Annotated in this window: 12 protein-coding genes; all 12 read left to right on the top strand. The window is 43.0% G+C overall.

What is annotated here, in order from left to right:
- The first annotated feature begins 12 nt into the window (after positions 1-12).
- The 12 genes from HFD85_RS08315 (at position 13) to HFD85_RS08260 (ending at position 21,786) form a co-directional block, all read left to right on the top strand.
- Positions 13-1,572 carry a glycan-binding surface protein gene (locus HFD85_RS08315; RefSeq protein WP_167607592.1) on the top strand — a complete coding sequence of 520 codons (1,560 nt, stop codon included), beginning with the start codon at positions 13-15 and terminating at the stop codon, positions 1,570-1,572.
- Positions 1,573-1,691: 119 nt separating this feature from the next.
- Positions 1,692-3,179, top strand: coding sequence for a cellulase family glycosylhydrolase (locus HFD85_RS08310; RefSeq protein WP_206081914.1), 1,488 nt, complete (start codon positions 1,692-1,694; stop codon positions 3,177-3,179).
- Between the two features lie 165 nt (positions 3,180-3,344).
- Complete coding sequence (locus tag HFD85_RS08305) at positions 3,345-5,339, top strand: glycoside hydrolase family 97 protein (RefSeq protein WP_167607589.1); 1,995 nt, start codon at positions 3,345-3,347, stop codon at positions 5,337-5,339.
- A gap of 12 nt (positions 5,340-5,351) precedes the next feature.
- On the top strand, positions 5,352-7,298 hold the full coding sequence (locus HFD85_RS08300) for a sialate O-acetylesterase (RefSeq protein WP_167607587.1): 1,947 nt from the start codon (positions 5,352-5,354) through the stop codon (positions 7,296-7,298).
- Positions 7,299-7,391: 93 nt separating this feature from the next.
- Positions 7,392-8,564 carry a sialate O-acetylesterase gene (locus HFD85_RS08295; protein ID WP_240925020.1) on the top strand — a complete coding sequence of 391 codons (1,173 nt, stop codon included), beginning with the start codon at positions 7,392-7,394 and terminating at the stop codon, positions 8,562-8,564.
- Between the two features lie 31 nt (positions 8,565-8,595).
- Positions 8,596-9,951: an alpha-L-fucosidase gene (locus HFD85_RS08290; RefSeq protein ID WP_167607584.1), complete on the top strand. Its 1,356-nt coding sequence runs from the start codon at positions 8,596-8,598 to the stop codon at positions 9,949-9,951.
- Positions 9,952-10,170: 219 nt separating this feature from the next.
- The gene (locus HFD85_RS08285; protein ID WP_167607581.1) at positions 10,171-12,090 is read left to right on the top strand and encodes a T9SS type A sorting domain-containing protein; all 1,920 of its coding nucleotides are present in this window, start codon (positions 10,171-10,173) and stop codon (positions 12,088-12,090) included.
- A gap of 28 nt (positions 12,091-12,118) precedes the next feature.
- The gene (locus tag HFD85_RS08280) at positions 12,119-13,729 is read left to right on the top strand and encodes a glycoside hydrolase family 43 protein (RefSeq protein ID WP_167607578.1); all 1,611 of its coding nucleotides are present in this window, start codon (positions 12,119-12,121) and stop codon (positions 13,727-13,729) included.
- 138 nt (positions 13,730-13,867) lie between these two features.
- The gene (locus HFD85_RS08275; RefSeq protein WP_167607575.1) at positions 13,868-15,910 is read left to right on the top strand and encodes a beta-galactosidase; all 2,043 of its coding nucleotides are present in this window, start codon (positions 13,868-13,870) and stop codon (positions 15,908-15,910) included.
- Between the two features lie 13 nt (positions 15,911-15,923).
- Positions 15,924-17,561 (top strand): alpha-L-fucosidase, encoded by a 1,638-nt coding sequence (locus HFD85_RS08270; protein ID WP_167607572.1) that lies wholly within the window; start codon positions 15,924-15,926, stop codon positions 17,559-17,561.
- Between the two features lie 148 nt (positions 17,562-17,709).
- Positions 17,710-19,236, top strand: a complete 1,527-nt coding sequence (locus HFD85_RS08265) for an alpha-N-arabinofuranosidase (protein WP_167607570.1) — start codon at positions 17,710-17,712, stop codon at positions 19,234-19,236.
- Between the two features lie 126 nt (positions 19,237-19,362).
- A complete protein-coding gene (locus tag HFD85_RS08260) occupies positions 19,363-21,786 on the top strand; it encodes a glycoside hydrolase family 2 TIM barrel-domain containing protein (RefSeq protein WP_167607568.1) in 2,424 nt (807 codons plus the stop codon).
- Positions 21,787-21,869: the final 83 nt, after the last annotated feature.

Genomic DNA, 21,869 nt, shown 5'->3' with positions numbered 1-21,869 from the left:
AAAGTAACAACAATGAAAAATAGAATAAATAATTACGCCTATTACTGGCAGCTACTATTTTTAGCAGTGGTGATCTTATTTGGATCGGCTTGCCAGAAGGAACAAATGGAACCACCGGTTATTACTGGTGTGATAAATTATGAAGCTTCTCCCAACGATACGGCTGTAACAACGATACAAACCGGCCAATGGGTCGTTTTGTTGGGACAAAACCTGAGCACTGTTACTCAGGTGAATTTTGGCTCTGTACCTGCTACAATTAACACAGCGCTTTTTGCTGATGGAAGCCTTGTAGTACAATTGCCTGATATCCCATTTGAATCAGTTCCGGCTGATGAACTTAATATCGTAACTGCAATCAGTGAAGGGGGGATGGCTACATTTAATATCAACATTATAGGAGACCCACAGATTGCTCGCGTGAGAAGCAGTGAAGCTGCTCCAAATGATACAGTTGTGGATGTGTTGTACCCCGGCGATGAAATCAATATTGTTGGATATAACCTCAAGGATGCCACCGAAATATCATTTCAGGGTATAGCGGCTGATTTAAGCGAGGTTGTTTATACCGACACAAGCGCAATTGTACAGGTGCCTGCTGATTTGTCGGGCTCCAATCCTTTATTGGCAAATACCATTACTTATACCACCGACGTAGGGTCTACCAATTTCTCAATTAGAATTGTTGGTCCTCCGGTAATTTCATATATCTCATTAGAGGTGCCTCATGAGGGTGACATGGTTTATTTATACGGGTATAACTTTACCGCAATTCAAAGTCTTACTTTTGCTGGTACTGCAATAACCAACTACGAAGTGTCAGCTAATGAGTCTGTACTAAGCTTTGTTTCTCCGGCATTGGCGCAAAGCGGTCCGGTTGAGATTACAACACAGGCGGGTTCATTTACAACTGTTTACAATGTGAATGAGATTGCTTTAATAAACTCTGGTGGCGTAGGTATTTTGGCCAATATGGAGTGGGGCGATTACTTCGGCTGGGGCTGGGGTAATGGTGATGTGAATCTTTATAGCTCAGATCCTAATTCAGGCTGGCCTTCCTATAATACCGATTATGGCGTTGGTTACGGTATGTACCTTGTATATAAGAGCACTCCTCTGGAAGCCGGAGAAGATGGTTATCTTGATGGCTGGGGAGGAAATCAAATTCTTATTAACGATGGCGGTGGTCAGTGGGTACCAACAGAGAACCTTGGTGATTCCGGCGACGATTGGGTCATAAAATTTGAAATGAATGTTACGAAACCATGGAGCGGAGGTACGCTTTGTTTCAGAACAGCAAGTGCGAGTAATTATATCGCACGATACGAACCGTGGAAAGTATCAGCAACTAAGGCTATTGCTGTTACTACTGACGGGTGGCAAACTATTAGTATTCCGTTATCAGCGTTCCGTCTTAATGACGGCGAAGGAGATTCGATCTCAAAAGTCTCGGATTTGTTAAATGCAGACTCAGGAAAGACTTACATGAGAGTTTATCTCCATAACTATCGCACTTCAGCTACAGAAAATTTTGAAGCTGCTTTTGATAATTTCAGGGTGGTACGACGATAGTATCTTTTGTTGTGGGCAGGCAGGAGACTCCTGTTTGTCCACAACTTATTTTGTAAATCTGTTGGACTACTACCCGGCAGATGTATATTCTTCAAGTGTTCAATAATTTTTATAGTAAAATGATGTTTAGATTAAATCAGAAAATTTTAGTTTTTCTTAGTGTAATTCTGTTTTTTTTCTCTTGCGAAAGTACCGACCCGGTGGAGCCTGTGCTAACCGTTTCTGTAAGCGAGGTAAATTTTGAAGCAGAAGGCGGGCAGGCAACAATTATAATAGATGCGAACGACTCATGGAGTACAAGCAATTCCGTGTCGTGGTTGCAGTTAAGTCAGCTTTCAGGGAGTAGCGGAAGCAGTACCATTGAATTGTCAACAACGGTAAACAGTACCGGCGCAACCCGTTCAACTACCTTGGTTATTAACTCGTCAAATGGACAGTCTCGCCGGGTTAAAGTTTTGCAGGTAAGCCGGTTATTTCCCTCTTACAATACATCGCCCCAGGCACCGGATGCCACAGGAATGAGTAGTTCAGCAACAGAGCTTGCAGCAAAAATGAAACTGGGGTGGAATATCGGCAACACCATGGAAGCTCCCGCAGTAACAGCGTGGGGTAATCCTGCCATCACCGAGGACTATGTAAAAGCTGTAAAACAACAAGGATTTAACGCTATCCGAATCCCATGTGCCTGGGACTGGGATTGGAGAAAGGATTACTCTTGGGCTGGAGATAATATCCATATTGAAGATTACAAAACAGCCCGCATTAAATCGGAATGGCTTAACCGGGTAAAAGAGGTGGTTGGTTATTGTGTTAATAACGATATGTACGTACTTCTGAATATCCATTATGATGGTGGTTGGCTTGAGCACAATTGTAAACCGGAAAAAGTGGACTCTGTGAGTGCCAAACAAAAAGCTTATTGGGAGCAAATTGCTACAGCAATGCGCGATTTTGATGAGCATCTGATGTTTGCCAGTGCCAACGAACCGGCTGTTAAAACAGTAGAAGAGATGGAGGCTCTTCATACGTATCATCAAACGTTCATTAATGCAGTCCGCTCTACAGGTGGAAGAAATAGCTACAGGGTGCTTGTAGTTCAGGGGCCAGGTACAAATATTGAAAAAAGTAATGATCTGATGAACATGCCTTCGGATGAGATTGAGGGGCGTTTAATGGCTGAGGTGCATTTTTACAGTCCTTCTCAATTCTGCATATTGACTGAAGACGTAAGTTGGGGTAAAATGGTTTATTACTGGGGTAAAGATTATCATTCTGATATTGAGCCGGAACGCAATGCTACATACGGGGAAGAGGATGAAGTAGATCAGTCGTTTCGTTTGGCAAAAAGCAAGTTTGTAGATAAGGGTATCCCGGTAATTCTGGGAGAGTACGGTACTTACCGGAGGGGGAATAGCGATAATGTTCCCAAAGAACTGGAGAAACACAACAATTCAGTTGATCATTGGATTACTTATGTAACAGGAAAAGCTCTGGAAAATGGTCTGATTCCATTCTGGTGGGACACAGGTGGTTTAATTGATCGATCAGATTATACCGTAAAAGACAAGCGGACGCTTGATGCTATCATGGCTGGAGCAAACCAATAAAAATCAAAATAAAAAATAGTCTTTACATCAACATAATATTGAAAAAGAGTTGAAGTAGTAGAATCTTCAATATGAAGCCCTAAACCGATGAATTTAAGTCTTCAATTTCAAAGCAAAAGATTCTAAAGAATTGCGCTTTTTGAAATGAAATAACATGAATATATAATGAGAACAACAACCTATTCCATTGCCTTTTTTTTGCTTGCAATTTTTTCTATTTTCAATTGCAACGCTACAACCAAACCGAAAATATATCAATTGGAATCGCCTGATAAACAGGTCGTTTTGAGTATACAGGCTGGTGCCGGTTTATTCTGGGCATTGATAAGTGCCGGCGATACTGTATTGGCACCGTCACCGATCTCGCTTCAATTGTCAGACGGTACGGTTTTGGGCCGAAATGTAAAGGTAAAATCAGCCAACCGGAGCTCTGTGAACACCGAATTTAAAGCCATCAACTACCGTAAAGAAATGGTCTCGGATAATTATAATCAGCTCACAATTACCTGTAAAGGCGACTTTGGCATCATTTTCAGAGCTTACAACGATGGTGTGGCCTATCGCTTCTTTTCTTCAAAAGAAGGAGGCATCGTAATTACCAATGAAGAAGCCAATTTTAACTTTAAAACAGATCATAAAGCCTGGGTACCATATGTGCGCGATTTGAGGGAAGGAGACCCATTTGAATCGGCATTCGAAGCGGTGTACGATCCTGTTTCTTTGTCTCAGTTTAGGGCCGATTCGTTGGCGATTCTGCCTCTTTTGGTCGATTTAGGGAACCAGAAAAAAGCCATGCTTATGGAAACTGACCTGGAAGATTATCCCGGGATGTATTACAAAATAAACGACCCTGTAAAATTTGGCGTTCATGGTATTTTCCCAAAATATCCCTTAAAGGAACGCGTAGGTGGTTTTAACAACCTTAATTTTATGGTCGATCAAAGAGCGGATTTTATTGCTAAAACAAATGCTCCCCGCCAGTTTCCATGGAGGATCGTTTTCCTTAGCAATAACGACAAAGAATTGGCCGACAATGATATGGTGCAGCGGCTGGCAGCGCCATCCCGCATTGCCGATGTCTCGTGGATTAAGCCGGGCAAAGTGGCATGGGACTGGTGGAACGACTGGAACATCTCACATGTCGATTTTCGGGCAGGGATAAATACCCCGACTTACAAATATTACATAGACTTCGCTTCTGAATACGGTGTGGAATATGTGGTGCTTGACGAAGGTTGGTACAATGGACACGATGTGATGACCACATCGGATAAGATCGACCTGAAGGAAATTCTGGACTATGCCAAAAACAAGCATGTGGATATTATCCTTTGGGCAGCCTGGCATGAATTTAATGAGGTGAAAGAACAGGCGTTTGCCAAATATTCGGAAATGGGTGTTAGAGGATTTAAGCTTGATTTTTTTGACCGCGACGATCAACCGGCGATGCATTCTTGCTACGAGTTGGCCGAAATGGCCGCCGGCTATAAAATGATCCTCGATTATCACGGCATGAAACCTTCAGGCATACACCGTACATGGCCAAACGTGCTGAATTTTGAGGGGGTTAAAGGCATGGAAAACGTAAAATGGACAACCGACAATGTTCCGCCTTATGATGTGACTCTTCCGTTTATGCGAATGATGACCGGCCCGATGGATTACACCCCTGGTGCCATGCGTAATGTGACAATGGCCAATTTTTACCCTTCCAATTCAATGCCGATGAGCCAGGGAACCCGCGTTCATCAACTGGCTATGTACGTGGTGTTTGAAGCACCATTACAAATGATGGCCGATAATCCGACAGCCTACCGGAAAGAGTCGGAGTGTGCAAGGTTTATTGCCAAAACACCAACTGTATCCGATCAAACCGTTGTATGTGATGCGAAAGTATCTGAATACATCGCTATTGCCCGCCGTAAAGGTGATAACTGGTATGTTGGTGCAATGACCAATTGGAACAGCCGGTCGCTGACTATTGATCTGTCGTTTTTACCTGAAGGAAAATACAATGCCGTAATATTTAGCGACGGGGTGAATGCTGACCGTGATGCCACCGACTACAAACGTGAGATTAAAATGGTTTCCAACATCGATGAAATTGAAATAAATCTGGCACCCGGTGGCGGCTGGGCGGCACGATTTGAAAAATTGTAACATATTACATCCATGAGAAAAATTGTTTTAAGTATTCTGCTTTGTTCATTTGTTGCGGCGGTTTCTGCGCAAATATCCTTGCCAAAAGTATTTGGCGACGGCATGGTACTACAGAGAGATATTAAAATTCCGTTGTGGGGAAAATCAACTCCGGGAGCACTGATAATTGCAGAACTCGGCAATGCCAAAGCGACAACAAAAGCAGATAGCTTCGGGAAATGGATGCTTCGTTTGCCGAAGTTCAAAGCCGGCGGCCCATATACGCTTAAAATTTATGAAAAAGACAAACCAAACGAGGCGATAGTATTGGATGAAATACTTATTGGCGATGTTTGGTTGGCATCCGGGCAATCGAATATGGAATGGCAGGTACAGCAGGCCAAAGATGCAGGCAAGGAAATTGCCAACGCCAATTTTCCGCAGGTACGTTTTCTTGTTGTCGACCACAGTAAAGAAATAAAGCTTCAGCCGGATATTGCATCCGGCAAGTGGGAAGTCTGCGATTCTTCCAGTGTAAAGGAGTTTTCGGCAGTTGCTTACTTTTTTGCCCGCAAAATTCATCAGGATCAAAACGTTCCGGTAGGAATTATTCAAAGTACCTGGGGCGGCACACCGATTGAAGCCTGGACCAGTAGGGAGATGCTGCTAACATCGCCCATTACCAGGGAAAATACACTGGCAACGGATACTCTTACTTTAGATCGCGATGACCTTGTTGCCGACAGTCTGAGTTGGGTGCGTATTTGGGATATTGTATATAACCCGCAAAATAATGCCGACAATATTTTTACTGCAACAGATTATGATGATGCCGACTGGGCAGAAATTGAAATGCCCAATGTGCTGAAAGATTTCGGGATTGGCAGTTATGAGGGCATGGTTTGGCTGCGGAAAATAATATCGTTGCCTGAATCCTTTGCCGGAAAAGATCTGACAGTTAGCCTTGGTCACCCGGAAATGAACTATTCGTTTTATTTTAACGGTAAGGAGATTTGCAAAAACGTTTGGTATTCCGATTCTACTCATTCTTATACTATTCCGGGCAGCCTGGTGCAACAAACTGAAGAAAATACAATTGCAGTGCGAGTTGCCATGCTTTGGGGCGGTGGTGGTTTAAACCCACCGGCTGATGAGCTTTATATTACTGATGGGAATTCCAGCATTTCTTTAGCCGGAAACTGGTTATACAAGAAAGACCTTGAACCTTCTTTCCCGAAAATACTCAACTACCAGTATTATCCTACTGTGCTTTTTAATTCCATGATAAACCCGCTAATTCCTTACGGCATAAAAGGCTACATCTGGTACCAGGGCGAATCGAATGCAGCGGGAGCCTACAATTATCGCGAATTATTTCCCATGTTAATTAAAGACTGGAGGCAGCGTTGGCAGCAGGGAAATCTCCCGTTTTTATTTGTTCAACTGGCTAATTACATGGAACGAAAAACACTGCCTTCAGAAAGTGAGTGGGCTGAACTGAGAGAAGCACAAACACTGACACTAACGCAACCAAATACCGGAATGGCTTGTGCTATCGATCTTGGTGAAGACAATAATATTCACCCGGGAAACAAACAGGAAGTAGGTCGCAGGCTGGCACTAATTGCCAATAAAATGGTGTATAAAAAAGATTGCGTAGCATACGGCCCCATGTTTCATGATTTTCAAAAAGAAGAAGGCCGTATACGCATCCATTTTACCAATGGTGGTTCAGCCCTTTTAACAAAAGATGGAAACAAAGTAACAGGCTTTGCAATTGCCGGCAACGACCGGAAATTCTATTGGGCAAAAGCAGAAATTGATGGAAATGACATCGTTGTGTATTCCGATGAGGTTGCCGAACCGGTTGCGGTGCGCTATGCCTGGGCCGATAATCCAGAATGCAACCTGGTGAATTCAGAGGGATTGCCGGTTGTGCCTTTCAGAACCGACGATTGGAAAGGAATAACCCAAAAATAGAATTGGTGACCAATAAGATAAGTTATCGCATAAATCTGCTATTTAAACGATTAGGGTTTGTGTTAAAATAAACAAATTGAAATTTATATTGAAATGAAAAATAACATGATTCGCCACAAATTGTTTGGAAAACTAATGTTAGCACTGCTTTTGGGGTGCACCATTCTTTCATCATGTGGAAATGATGAGGATATCAAACCTATCCTGGATGTTTCCACAACATCGGTTTCGTTACCGGCTGAGGGGGGAACTTCGAATATAACAGTAACCGGCAACGACCAATGGAGTATTGCCAATTCTGCTTTTTCCTGGTTGGAGTTAAATAAAACAAGTGGTGGTAGCGGCAACACTGAAATTCAGTTGACAGCCGACCTTAATGATACCGGTTCAACACGTTCCGGCGTATTGAAAGTTTCCTCGCAAAACGGGCAGGACAGACGGATTACGGTTTCGCAGGATTCGCAGGATTCCCCGATTGAGCCCGTTGCACAGGATCGCAATTTTTACATTTTCCTTTGTTTCGGACAATCGAATATGCATGGTGCCGCAGCAATTGAAAGCCAGGATTTGACCGTTGACAGCCGTTTCAAGTTGTTTCAGGCATTGGATTGCAGCAATCTGAACAGGGAAAAAGCAACATGGTACACTGCTGTGCCGCCTACTTGTCAATGTGGCTCGGGCCTTTCGCCTGCCGATTATTTCGGACGAACATTGGTTGCCAATTTGCCCGACAGCATTACTGTGGGGATTATCAATGTTTCTGTTGCCGGATGCGACATCAGGCTGTTTGACAAGGATTTGTACATGGATTACGATTCTACATCTACAGACGACTGGTTTACGTCTCAGGTAATTGGCTATGATGGAAATCCCTATCAATATTTAATTAACCAGGCAAAGCTGGCGCAAAAGGATGGTGTTGTTAAAGGTATTCTTTTGCACCAGGGAGAAACAAATACCGGACAGGAGCAGTGGCCGACTTATGTAAAGAAAATTTATACCGACATGTTAACTGACCTTGACTTAGATGCCGGTTCGGTTCCTCTTTTAGCAGGTGAATTATTCTCTGGTGAGGGAAATTGCTGCTCATCAATGAATCCGATAATAGGTACTCTGCCTGATATAATTCCAACCGCACATGTAATTTCTTCCGATGGTTGTACCGGGCAGGATGTTGCACATTTTGATTCAGAAGGATACCGGGAATTAGGTAAACGATACGGTATTGAAATGCTTTCAATATTGGGCGTTGATGTAAATGAATAACAAAAAGAGGTTGAAGTTTTAATTAGAAGTTATGAAAAGAAATTCTGTTTTGTTGTTGTGGATAATAGTGTTGTTTTTAAATCCGTTGTTTAGGGCAAATGCCCAGTATCAAATTCCTGAGAAGTTAAAATGGTGGTACAACGACCGTTTTGGTATGTTTATCCATTTTGGTAGTTATTCGTATTTGGCGCATGGCGAATGGGCATTTAGTATCGAAAACTGGGAAAAAGGCGATTATCAGCAGCAAGTCTCGCCTCATTTTAACCCGTCGGAGTTCGATGCCCGCGAAATTGTTCAACTGGCAAAAGCTGCCGGTATGAAGTACCTTGTTATCACGGCCAAACATCATGAAGGGTTTAGTATGTGGGATACCAAAGTGAAAAGTTTTAAAGATGTTACAGGAGATAAGATGTATAGCTTGCCGAGCTTTACATCATTCGGAGAACGGGATGTGCTAATGGAATTGAAAAGAGCCTGTCATGACAACGGGATTAAATTTTGTCTCTATTATTCAATTCTTGACTGGGGCCATTCTTCGCAGGAGATTAACCACGTGAATGGCTCTACTTTTTCAACCATGAAATCGGATTCGGCACGAACAGCCTACATTCGCGATATGAAAGCGCAGCTCAGGGAGTTGATTGATCGTTATCATCCCGCTTCTCTTTGGTTTGATGGCGACTGGACCTACAATGCCGGAGAACCAAGCCCTGAAAAATGGTGGACAAAAGCCGACGGAATCGATTTGTATAATTACTTAACCGGCCTTGATTCGAATCTGGTAGTTAACGAACGTGTTTGCCGCAGTTTTGGCCTGGGGGATTACGAATGCCCCGAACAGGAAGTACCTGATGTACCGCGGAGCCGCCAGTGGGAGACTTGCCAAACGATGAACCGAACCTGGGGCTACAATAAAAACGATAATGACTATAAATCGACCAAATACCTGGTTAGAGAATTGGTTAAAGTGGTTTCCCGGGATGGAAATTACTTGCTAAACATTGGCCCGAAGGGCGACGGGACAGTACCGGAACAAACGGCCGATACCTTAAAGGCAATCGGAGAATGGATGGATACCTACGGAGAAAGTATTTACGGTACAACACGCAGCCCGTTTGCGGCTGAACCCGAGTGGGGTTTTTATACTAAAAAAGAAGGCAAATTATTTGTCCATGTTTTTTCATGGCCTCAGGAAGGAATGCTTTCGATACCGGCAATTAAAAACTCCATAACAAAAATTTACCTGATGAATGAGCCCGGAAAGGCGCTTGATTATTCCGTTGAAAATGGGAGTATAAGGATTTCGTTACCTGCGAATACCCCGAACGACAACGATTCCGTGGTTATTCTTGAGGTAGCAGGATTGCCGGAAGCTACAGTATTTTAGAGATAATAGAAGCTGGTTCTATTGTTCTGTTGGCTGGATGCCGTCTGGAATTAATTTACAGACTAACCTGTACATTCAGAACAAGAAGAATGAAAATTTAAAGTACTAAATCGATAAGTGAATAAGAATCCCGGCATTACGTCAGTATTCGGAAGAATCATTAAATCACTTCTGTCTTCTGACTTCTGAAGTCGGTCTTGCTGCTTAAAATATAAAAACATGAAAAACGCTAAACTTAAAATTATAGCATCATTGTGTTCTGTGATCTTTTGTACAACATCGCTTTTGGCACAGGAAACGAATTGTTTTTTAGAAGACTTTACGCCTAAAAACGCTACAATCCCAGGCTCGGTGACGGCAAGCAAAACGGTAAATTCGCCAACTGTTACAGTTACTTTATCAGCCGATACACTGGGCAAAATTTCCAACTATGTTTTTGGAAATGCCATAGCTGTTTGGATGGGAAATAACACCGATAATCCTACGTTTGTGGAAAACACCCAACTGTTGAATCCTTCTTTAATACGGTTTCCGGGAGGAAGTTGGTCCAATATCTTTTTCTGGAATGGTGCTCCTTCCGATGTCCCGGATTCTGCTTATGATTCATCGGGAGAAAGAGTAAAGTTTTACGCCATTTCAGGAAAAAATGACTGGCCTACCACAACCGGGAACTATTATAAATTACGTGAGCAAACCGGCTCGCAGGGGCTCATTACTATCAACTATGGTTATGCCCGTTACGGATTGAGCGATAATCCGGTAGCGCAGGCTGCCCATCTGGCCGCTCAGTGGGTACGTTACGATAACGGAAGGACGAAATTTTGGGAAATTGGAAACGAAAATGCCGGTCCATGGGAAGCCGGTTGGAAGATCGATACCCGTACCAATAAGGATGGGCAGCCCGAAATTATAACAGGTCAGCTTTACGGACAGCATTTCAGGGTTTTTGCCGATTCGATGAGAGCCGCTGCTGCTGACGTGGGTGCCAAAATATATATTGGGGCACAAGTATTGCATTATGATGGTACGACGAGTTGGAATTCTGTGGACAGAATCTGGAATGAAGGGGTGTTTAGCGAAATTGGCGATGGCGCCGATTTCTATGTAATGCACAATTATTTTGGAACGGATGCTAACGCGGAAAATTTGTTGTCAGTCGCGGCTACTGAGCCCAAGAAAAACATCAGCTTTATTCAGCAGGATATTGCTGATAAAAACGCTTCTCCTAAACCTGTAGCTATCACAGAGTATAATGTGAATTATAATTCTGCCAATGAGTCGATGGGAAAATCGTACATAAATGGAATGCAGGCTACCATTCTCTATAATGAATTGATTAAGAATAATTTTGGGTTGGGTGCCAGGTGGCTACTCGCCTCAGGCGAAGATGGTATGTTTTATCAGGGCGATGATGTAAGTTTAAGGTGGCAGCCACGGCCTGATTTCTATTATGCGTATTATACCCAAAAATTTACCGGCGATCATGTAATTAATGCCACATCAGATAACACCACAATTTTGGCCTATGCCTCTAAATTTGCTTCTGGCGAAACCGGGATTGTACTTGTAAATAAAGGGAAAACTGCACAAGTTGTAAAAATAGATCCACTGAAGATTGGTGTCGGAGATCAGTATTATAATTACTCATTAACCGGAGGTACTGATAATGGCGATTTTTCGATGTATGTAACCGTCAATGAGGAGCGACCAACGGGGACACAATGGGGACCTCGTGAGACACTTGAGACTATTCCTGCAAACGCTTTTTCAATAGGTAGTTCTATAAAACTAGAGGTTCCCGCGCGCTCGGTTCAGTTTATTATGATTGAAGCAGGTGACAATCTGCTATACCCAACATCGGTTGCAAGTGAGCTGAAAAACGGATCGGATCTGACGAATTTTCCCAATCCATTCACCGATATTACAACCATACAATTCCGAACTTCATTAAATGCGTTGGTAGTGTTGGATGTTTTTGATTATTCAGGAAATAAGATTTCAAATCTGATCAACAAGAAATTGCCTTCAGGAACCCATCACGTTGATTTTGATGGAAGCTTATTGCCCGCCGGACTGTACTTCTACCAACTAAAGGTTGGAAACAGTGCAACAACACAAAAAATGATTCTTAGAAAATGAGTTGTCAACAACAAGTATAAAATTGATCATGAAAATAAAACGATTACTATTATTTATGTTCCTGCTCACTACGGCAGCAGGGAGCGTTATCGGCCAGAAAACCTATAAAAATCCGGTAATTACCGGTATGAACCCTGATCCAAGCATTTGCAGGGTAGGCGATGACTTTTATCTGGTAACCTCAACCTTTGAGTTTTATCCCGGATTGCCCATTTATCACAGCAAAGATCTGGTTAACTGGAAGATGATCGGCTATGCCTTAGATCGGCCGGCTAGTTGTCCGATGGAAGGGGCTGGTTCATCGGGCGGTAATTATGCGCCCGCACTTCGCTATCACAATGGCACTTTCTACATTTCGTGCACCAATTATGGTGGCAAAGGTTCACAAGGCGTGTTTTACGTAACAGCTACAAACCCGGCAGGTCCCTGGTCCGATCCGGTTTGGATAGGCAATTGGTATGTTGATCCGTCAATGATGTTTGCCAACGACAGTATGTATTGGGTAAGCCCTGGTAATGATGGAAATTTTATGGTCGGGACTTTTGATCCTGTTCAGAAAAAATTTATTAAACCATTACAAGTCGTAGCAACAGGACAGGGTGGTTCGTCGCCTGAGGGGCCGCACATGTATAAAATTGGTGAATATTATTACCTGATGTCGGCCGAAGGTGGTACGGGTTACGAGCACCGTGAAGTGATTCAGCGAAGCAAATCACCCTACGGGCCTTTCGAGCCCAGTCCATACAATCCGGTAATTTCTAATATGAATAATCCCGAAAGTCCATTCCAGGCCATTGGCCATGCCGATTTGGTGCAATTACAAGACGGTTCCTGGTGGCTGGTTTGTTTGGGAATCAGGCCAAAAGGTGGAAGGTATCAACATTTAGGTCGTGAAACTTATTTGGCACCGGTAAAATGGACAGACGATGGCTGGCCCATTGGTGGCGACAACGGCGTAATGCTGGAAGAATTTCCTGTACCGAATCTTCCGGAACATAAGTGGGAGAAAGAACCGATTCGCGATGATTTCAGCAGCCCAACGCTTGGTTTGCAATGGAATTTCCTTCGTAATCCTTACGAGGCCGATTGGTCGTTGACTGAGAAACCCGGCTATTTGAGACTAAACGGTTCAAAAGTGAGCTTGAACGAGAAAGATTCACCTGCTTTTGTTGGGCGCAGACAGCCCAACTTCAATATGGTGGCTTCGGCGAAAGTGAGTTTTGTCCCTGTGGCCGATAATGAAGAAGCAGGTTTGGTGGTACGTGGCAACGATGCCAATCATTTCTGCCTGGTCATTACCCAACGCGAAGGGAAACGGGTGGTGCTTTTCAAAACGTATCTTCAGGATAAAGTTGAAAGCGAAGAATTTAAAGAAATATCAAAAGATGATGTTATTCTGAAAATTAGTGCAGCCGAATTGGAATACAAATTTTGGGTACACCCCAAAGGCAAAGAAGCGATATTACTTGGAACGGCTGCCACAAAGGAATTATCGAATGAAAAAATTCACGGATTCATTGGTGTTTTTATCGGAATGTATGCATCGGGTAATGGAAGTGCCAACACCAATCCTGCCGATTTTGATTGGTTTGATTATGAAGCGAATCCGAAAAATAGGTACTCTGCTTTTGAGAAATAATTTCTACGAATTACAAACTTGAAAATAAGACAAATTTTAAGTAATTATATTGATAATTAGGTGTAAGCAAACAAAGAAAGGTCATTGTTAGGGAGAAAAAATTTAATGAATGGCCTCCTCGTTACTAAAAAAAAGACTATGAGATTTAGAACAAACCTTTTACTTTCCATCGCTGCATTATTGTTTTTTGTATTGGCGGGAAGTGCACAGCAATTGTATGTTGGAGCTAATTATCATCCGCATGATGATAAAAACATGGAGAAAATCAAATCTGATATCCAGCTGATGAAAGATGCCGGTTTTACTTGTGTGCGACTCGGACACCTGGCCTGGGATAGCTACGAACCTTCCGAAGGCAAGTTTGATTTTGAATGGTTTGACCAGGTGATGGACATGATGGATGAGGCGGGGATAAAAGTGATTCTCGATATCGCCATTCGACCGGCGCCAATTTGGTTGCACCAAAAATTCCCATCGATTGATGTAGTTGATGAAAATGGTGATGTACATTATCCCAATCATCGTTATATGGAAGATGTGGGCGACCCAAACTACCAAAAATATGCCTTGCGGTATACCGATGTGCTTACGAAACACTACGCCAATCATCCGGCTTTGCTGGCTTTTGGAATTGACAACGAATCGGGAGACGGAAAAATTTCGTATTCCGAAACGGTGCGGAAACGTTTTATCGACTGGCTTAAAATCAGGTATTCAACCATCGATAATCTTAACAAAGCCTGGGCTGGTCAACGGTGGTCGCGGAGGCTTAACCAGTGGGAAGAAATTGGCTTTCCGGTAGCCACTCATTTGACCGATGTTCCTGAAAAAATGCTCGATTTCAGACGTTTCATTTCAGACGAGATAAACGGCATCCTGTTTAAAGTACTCGATGTTGTGAACACGAACGCCCCGAATGCCCTGACTAATACCAATGCCTGGTATTATAGCCCTTCGAAGTATTTTGATTATTCCGAGATTGCCTATTCCGGAAAAATGACACGCCACGGTTGCGGTTTTTATCCGGGCAATTCGCTTGTAACCAATTGGGGAGTTATGAACGCCTTGTTTGGGATTTCCCGTATCCGGTTTGAAAGCACAAAACCATTCTGGTGCAGTGAATTCACCACTATGACGGCTGTCCCGAATTCGATACGAAAATCGGCTTACGCCACCCTGATGTATGGCAACCAAATGGTTTGCGGCTGGACCTGGCAAAGCATGTGGGCAGGTGAAGAGCAATACCTCGAAGGGATGATCGACTGGGATGGAATACCCAATCGCAAGTACAATGAGTACAAGCAGATTGCCACTGAATTTAAAAAGATTGAAAATTATTTTCCGTATAAACTAAAGGCCGATGTAGGCTTGGCCTATTCATTTCCAAGTCAAATTGCAAGCAATACTTTTCCGGTGTCACACGATAATCAGATACAGGCATGTTGGGGTATGTTTTACTGGCGCAATATGGATTGTAAAATGCTTGAAATAAGCCAAAGTAAACTCAATTACAAGCTTTTGTTTGTGCCCGGTGTAACGGTGATGGATTCAATATCTGCCCAAAAAATACGTGACTATGTCAATGGTGGGGGAACTGTGATTATGACCGAGAACTCAGCTATGGTTGATACCACCGGTCAGGTTTTTAGAACCACACTTCCCGGAATGTTGAGCGATGTATTTGGCATCAGAGTGGCAAGCTTTGAAGAAACTGAGTCCATGAACGAGATTTCGCGGAAAGGCTACAAAGGCAAAAGGCTTGAATTCAGCTATAAGGGAAAAGCAATTGATACTGAATCATCAAGGTTTGATATCATTCAACCTAAGAGTGCAAAAGTAATCGGTACGCTTACCAGTTTGGACAAGGATTATCCAATAATGACCATCAACAACTACGGTAAAGGTCGTGCAATTTATGTTGGATTGCCAGCCAACGGCAACGTGCTGGGCGGAATAGTGGATGATCTGATCAAAGAACTGGGCATCAAAAAAGGCCCTGATGTGCCTTCAGGTGTAATGGCCAGGCAAATCGACGATAGGCATTTCCTATACTTGAATGTGAGTGGAGAACCCAAGGAAATTAAAATGAATGGCAAATCGAAGAGCATTCTCTTTGATAAAGAGTACACGGGTAACTTTACCATTGCTCCGTACGAACCTGAATTTATTGAAATAAACTAATTGATTGGTTGGAATGAAATCACAAACTCTTACTATAAAAACTATATTTTTTGCCGCTATTTGTGTCTTTTGTTATTCTTCTTTATTGGCACAGGAGACTTATGTTTCCCCTGTAGATGAAAGTAAAAAACCTGTTGAGCGAGGCAAGTTTGAACCTACCTGGGAGTCGCCTAGTCAATACGAGGTTTCCGAGTGGTTCCACAACGCCACGTTTGGCATTTGGGCGTATTGGGGGCCTCAGTGTCAGCCGGAACGTGGCGATTGGTATGCTCGCGGTATGTATGATGAAGGCTCAGACTACTACAAGTGGCATGTTGAACATTACGGACATCCTTCGGAAGTGGGTTTTAAAGATGTTATACACGACTGGAAAGCCGAGAACTGGAACCCTGAGAAATTAGTTGCCTTGTATAAGCGTACCGGTGCCCAATACTTTTTTGCTATGGCTAACCATCACGATAACCTTGATTTGTGGGACAGCAAGTACCAGGAATGGAATTCGGTACGTGTGGGACCAAAAAAAGATATAATGACGGGATGGGCCAAAGCTGCCAAGAAATACCAACTTCCTTTCGGTATCAGTGTGCATGCATCCCATGCATGGACTTTTTACGAAACTGCCCAGGGAGCCGATACGACCGGGCAGTACAAAGGGGTATCTTATGATGGTAAGTTAACCAAAGCAGATGGAAAAGGTACCTGGTGGGAAGGACTCGACCCTCAGGAACTGTATGCCCAAAACCACGAGATGAGTAAAGGCTGGGGCTGGGAATGGCAGAAAGGTGTTATTACTCCGCCTTCAAAGGAATACTGCCAGAATTTCTACAATCGCACGATGGATTTGATTAACAAGTATAATCCGGACCTGATTTATTTTGATGACACCGCTCTTCCTCTTTATCCTGTTAGCGATGCAGGCTTGAAGCTGGCGGCGCATTATTACAACCACAACATGGCAACTCATAATGGCAAACTGGAGGCCGTTTTGTTCGGGAAGATTTTGACTGACGAACAGAAAAAGTGCATGGTATGGGATGTTGAGCGTGGTGCCCCCGATAAAGGGCAGGATTTGGCCTGGCAAACCTGCACCTGTATTGGCGATTGGCATTACAGCCGCTGGCGCTACGATGACGATGCCTATAAATCGGCTGCAACTGTTGTCCGCACACTGGTGGACATCGTTAGTAAAAACGGTAACTTGTTACTGAATATACCGGTTCGCGGCGATGGTTCTATTGACAGCAGAGAAGTAGCCGTTCTTGAAGGAATTGCTGCCTGGATGGAAGTGAACAAGGAGAGTATTTTTGATACCCGTCCGTGGATTGTGTTTGGTGAGGGGCCGTCTGTTGAAGAGGTTAACCCTATGAAGGAACAGGGATTCAACGAGGGTAAAGTTCAGATGACTGCTAAGGACATCCGCTTTAATCAAAAAGGTGACATTCTTTACGCGACGATACTTGGAGTTCCCTCAGAAACAATAACTATAAAATCATTAGCGCTTGCTAATTGCGATTTGAAAATCAAAAAAATAGAAATGCTGGGAAGCAATGAAAAACTAAAGTGGAATCAAAACTCAGAATCGCTGGTTATCGAAAAATCAAAAACAATTCCTAATGACATCGCTGTTGTCTTCAAAATTTTTAGTGAATAACACAAATCGTTTAGTTGCCGGTGATTTAAGTGCTGTAAAAAGCACCCGGTAATTGTTCGACCAGATGTGCAGGGTAGCATAGCATAGCAAAACTGTGGTCGATAGGGATGTGAACTAAAAAAAATACAGTTAATAAAAAAAACAAAATATGAAAATTAGTTTATTGGTTATCAGTTCTCTATTTGTAGTGAACGTATTTGCACAGAATACAATTGTGTTAAACGTGGATTCTGTAGGCCCTAAAATCAACAAGGAAATTTATGGGCACTTCTCTGAACATTTAGGAACTTGTATTTATGAAGGAATTTATGTTGGAAAAGATTCTGAAATACCTAACATTAATGGGTACAGAAAAGATGTTGTTGAAGCTTTAAAAGAAATGAAAGTACCTGTTTTAAGGTGGCCCGGAGGTTGTTTTGCAGATACTTATCATTGGAAAGATGGCGTAGGGCCACAGGAAGATCGCCCCTCAATTGTGAATGTTTTCTGGGGTGGGGTAACAGAAGACAATAGTTTCGGAACTCATGAATTTTTAGATTTTTGTGAATTGATTGGTACCGAGCCTTATTTGAGTATAAATGTTGGATCCGGTTCTGTTCAGGAAGCCATGGAGTGGGTAGAGTACGTTACCTCAAGTGATGAAAGTCCGATGACAGAACTGCGCAAAGAGAATGGACGAGAAGATCCCTGGGATGTGAAGTTTTGGGGGATCGGCAACGAAACATGGGGCTGTGGCGGAGAAATGTCGCCTGGTTATTACGCCGATCTTTTCAGAAATTATTCCGCCTATATCAGGGGTAATGGTTATCAGAAGGTGATATGCGGCCCTTCGGCCGACGATACACACTGGACCGAGACTATTATGTCTAAACTGCAAGGAAAACTCAATCTTACACAAGGTGTTTCTATGCATTATTATACGTTGCCTACCGGTAACTGGGGGAGCAAGGGATCATCAATAGATTTTGAAGAAGATATGTATTTCTCAACATTGCATGGAACCATGAAAATTGAGGATTATATTAGTCAACATCTTGCAGTAATGCGTAAATACGACAAAGAAGGCAAAGTTAAACTAATTGTTGATGAATGGGGAACATGGTATGATCAATTGCCCGGAACAAAAGGCGGTTTTTTGCAACAGCAAAATACGGTTCGCGATGCATTGGTTGCAGGTATTAACCTGAACATATTTAATAATCATGCTGATATGATAAGCATGGCTAATATCGCACAAATCGTAAATGTATTGCAGTCACCTATTCTTACAAAGGGTAAGGAAATGGTTAAAACGCCTACTTATTACATATTTAAAATGTATAATGTGCATCAGGATGCCAACCTTGTTCCTATAGAGTTACAAACAGAAAACTATTCATTTGAAGGAGAATCAATACCGGCCATAACAGCCTCTGCTTCTGAAAAAGACGGTGTGGTTAGCGTTACAATTACCAATGCCAATCCGAATAAAACAGTTACTATTAATTGTTCGTTGAATAAAGATCTAAAGGTTGCAGATGCAAAAATTCTGACAAGTAATAGTTATACTGATTATAACGATTTTGGTAAAGAAGAAAAAGTGAGCTTATCGGATTTTTCGACGGCAGAAGTTCGAGATAAACAACTAAACATTAGTATTCCTGCACATTCTGTATTGTTGCTTCAGTTGCAGTAGGAATTTTAATCTCATTCAAAATCTTTATCCTAAGGCAATAAAATAAATATTTGAATGGGTAAAAATGAGTAGCTGTTATGCAGAAGTGGCTGTGATTACTGAATAAATCAATATTAAATCAACACAATGAATAAGATAGAAATAACTTATATTTTGATTTGCCTTTTGGCAATCACATCCTGCAAAAACAATCAAACGGTAGATGATGCCAGAATTCCCTTCGATTTTGATTGGAAATTTGCACTGAACGAACAGCCGGGGGCTGAACAGCCCGGTTTCGACGATTCGGGCTGGCACGTACTTGATGTGCCACATGATTTTAGCATCGAATATCCCTTCGACTCGGCATACACCTCCGGTGCCGGTGGCGGTTACGCATATAGCGGAATTGGCTGGTACCGGAAACAGTTTGTAACGGAAAAGGTGTATGCTGACAAGAAATTATGGATTTTGTTCGACGGTGTTTACCGCAACAGCGAGGTATGGATTAACGGCCATTATCTTGGAATTCGTCCTTATGGCTATTCGTCGTTTTATTACGAATTGACACCTTATTTAAACCCGGTTGGCGAAAACAACCTGATTGCGGTTAAAGTAAATACTTCGGAACAGCCAAATTCGCGTTGGTACACGGGCTCGGGCATTTTCCGCCATGTTTGGCTCATTGCAAAAAATAAGCTACACATCAACCAATGGGGTGTGTTTGCTAACACTGTGGAAGTAAACAAAAGCGCTGCCAGTATAGATGTTTCGGTGGAAGTAAATAACGACAACGATACCGATCAGCCTTGCACCGTGTTGACCCGGTTCATTGATTCGGAAGATAAAGAAGTTGCCAAATCGGAAACCGGTGTTGATGTTAAAGCGGGTCAGCAGCAGAAGTTAGCACAAAACATTCGTATCGACAGCCCTGAATTGTGGTCCATCGAAGCACCCAACTTGTACCGCCTGCAAGTTGAAGTATGGAGCGGCGATGAGGTGGTGGATAGTTATACAACGGCTTTTGGTGTCCGTACTTTCCAGTTCGATCCCAATAAAGGATTTTCGCTCAATGGTAAGCATGTAAAACTCAAAGGGGTGAACAACCATCACGATGGCGGACCGCTTGGGGCCGCAGTGTTCAATCAAACCCACAAGCGACAACTTTCAATTTTGAAAGAAATGGGATGCAATGCGTTAAGAATGAGTCATAATCCGCCATCGCCGGAACTGCTTGCTTATGCCGACAGCCTGGGATTTGTGGTTATTGACGAGATTTTCGACGAATGGATGGATGGAAAAACTTTCCATGGTTACGCCCCTCATTTTGAAGAATGGTACCAGCGCGACGTGGAAAACTGGATCCGGCGCGACCGAAACCATCCTTCGGTAATTGCGTGGAGCATAGGCAACGAATTGCGCGAACAATACAACAAGGACAGTGCGCAGAAAATTATCCCCATGCTGCTGGATGCAGCCAAAAAACACGACAATACGCGGCCTTTTACCCTGGCCTGTAACGAAATTGTAAACTTCAACTCTTTTGGCGTGCTTAATTTGCTCGATATTGTAGGATACAACTACCAGGAAGCTTTTTATAAGGAAGACCACGAAAAATATCCTAACCGGGTGATTTATGGTTCCGAAACGGTGATGTACCCGTATCACGATCACAAAGCGTGGCAAATGCGCTCATACCAGCAATGGCTCGATGGCCAGTTAGAAGATTATGTGGCAGGCGAGTTCTTGTGGACCGGTTTTGACTATCTTGGCGAAGCAGGCATCGGGCATGTTGGTACCGGCTTTGAATTTTGGAAAACATGGCCCAACTGGCCTTGGCGTGGTGCCGATTGTGGTGTGATAGACATGTGTGGCAATCCAAAACCCGGCTATTGGTTCCGCAAGTCGTTATGGAACGATGAGCCCATGGTTTACATTGCTGTTCAAACCGATAAATCGGCACGTAACAGAAATAGGTCTTCGTTTTGGAACTGGCCTAAGGTTGAAGCGCATTGGAACCACGAAACCATTGGCGACACGCTGGCCATTCACGTTTATACCAACGTGCCTGATGTGGAATTAAAATTAAACGGAAAATCGTTGGGCTCCCGTAAATGGGATCTAAATAACGAAGCTTTTTTGTTTTTTGAAGTGCCATACGAACCGGGGATATTAGAGGCTGTAGGAAAAACAGAAGACGGCAAAACCGTTACCTGTGTCGCACAAACAGCCGGCGAACCTGCGAAGATAGTGCTCACTCCCGACCGTCAGATCATAAAAGCAAACAGGCAGGACTTAAGCTATGTAACGGTTCAATTGCTTGATGCCAATAACGTGCCTGTTCCGTTTGCCGACAACCTGATTGAATTTGAAGTGAGCGGTGCCGGAAAACTTCTGGCCGTAGGCAATGGCAGCCAGAAAAGTCATACCCCGTTTAAAGGCAGAGAAATGGAAGCTTATCAGGGAAAATGCCTGGCTGTAATACAATCAACCTCTGGGAAAGGAGAAATAAAAATAACAGCCCAAAGTGGTTCGCTTCCGGTGACATCAGCTATTCTGACAGCAAAATAATTCGGGCAAGCAGGCTTATTATAGGTTTGCGTTTGATAAATTAGTACCATTTCGTTTAATACTTAAGAAACAGAGCAGTTATC

Origin of the sequence: Maribellus sediminis, assembly GCF_011799805.1 — a bacterium.
GTDB lineage: Bacteria > Bacteroidota > Bacteroidia > Bacteroidales > Prolixibacteraceae > Draconibacterium > Draconibacterium sediminis_A.
This window is presented reverse-complemented; position numbering and strand designations above follow the sequence as displayed.

What these genes read in the sequence shown, in the direction of transcription:
- HFD85_RS08315 (WP_167607592.1), top strand. Translation starts at nt 13, where the DNA reads ATGAAAAATAGAATAAATAATTACGCCTATTACTGGCAGCTACTATTT.
- HFD85_RS08310 (WP_206081914.1), top strand. Translation starts at nt 1,692, where the DNA reads ATGATGTTTAGATTAAATCAGAAAATTTTAGTTTTTCTTAGTGTAATT.
- HFD85_RS08305 (WP_167607589.1), top strand. Translation starts at nt 3,345, where the DNA reads ATGAGAACAACAACCTATTCCATTGCCTTTTTTTTGCTTGCAATTTTT.
- HFD85_RS08300 (WP_167607587.1), top strand. Translation starts at nt 5,352, where the DNA reads ATGAGAAAAATTGTTTTAAGTATTCTGCTTTGTTCATTTGTTGCGGCG.
- HFD85_RS08295 (WP_240925020.1), top strand. Translation starts at nt 7,392, where the DNA reads ATGAAAAATAACATGATTCGCCACAAATTGTTTGGAAAACTAATGTTA.
- HFD85_RS08290 (WP_167607584.1), top strand. Translation starts at nt 8,596, where the DNA reads ATGAAAAGAAATTCTGTTTTGTTGTTGTGGATAATAGTGTTGTTTTTA.
- HFD85_RS08285 (WP_167607581.1), top strand. Translation starts at nt 10,171, where the DNA reads ATGAAAAACGCTAAACTTAAAATTATAGCATCATTGTGTTCTGTGATC.
- HFD85_RS08280 (WP_167607578.1), top strand. Translation starts at nt 12,119, where the DNA reads ATGAAAATAAAACGATTACTATTATTTATGTTCCTGCTCACTACGGCA.
- HFD85_RS08275 (WP_167607575.1), top strand. Translation starts at nt 13,868, where the DNA reads ATGAGATTTAGAACAAACCTTTTACTTTCCATCGCTGCATTATTGTTT.
- HFD85_RS08270 (WP_167607572.1), top strand. Translation starts at nt 15,924, where the DNA reads ATGAAATCACAAACTCTTACTATAAAAACTATATTTTTTGCCGCTATT.
- HFD85_RS08265 (WP_167607570.1), top strand. Translation starts at nt 17,710, where the DNA reads ATGAAAATTAGTTTATTGGTTATCAGTTCTCTATTTGTAGTGAACGTA.
- HFD85_RS08260 (WP_167607568.1), top strand. Translation starts at nt 19,363, where the DNA reads ATGAATAAGATAGAAATAACTTATATTTTGATTTGCCTTTTGGCAATC.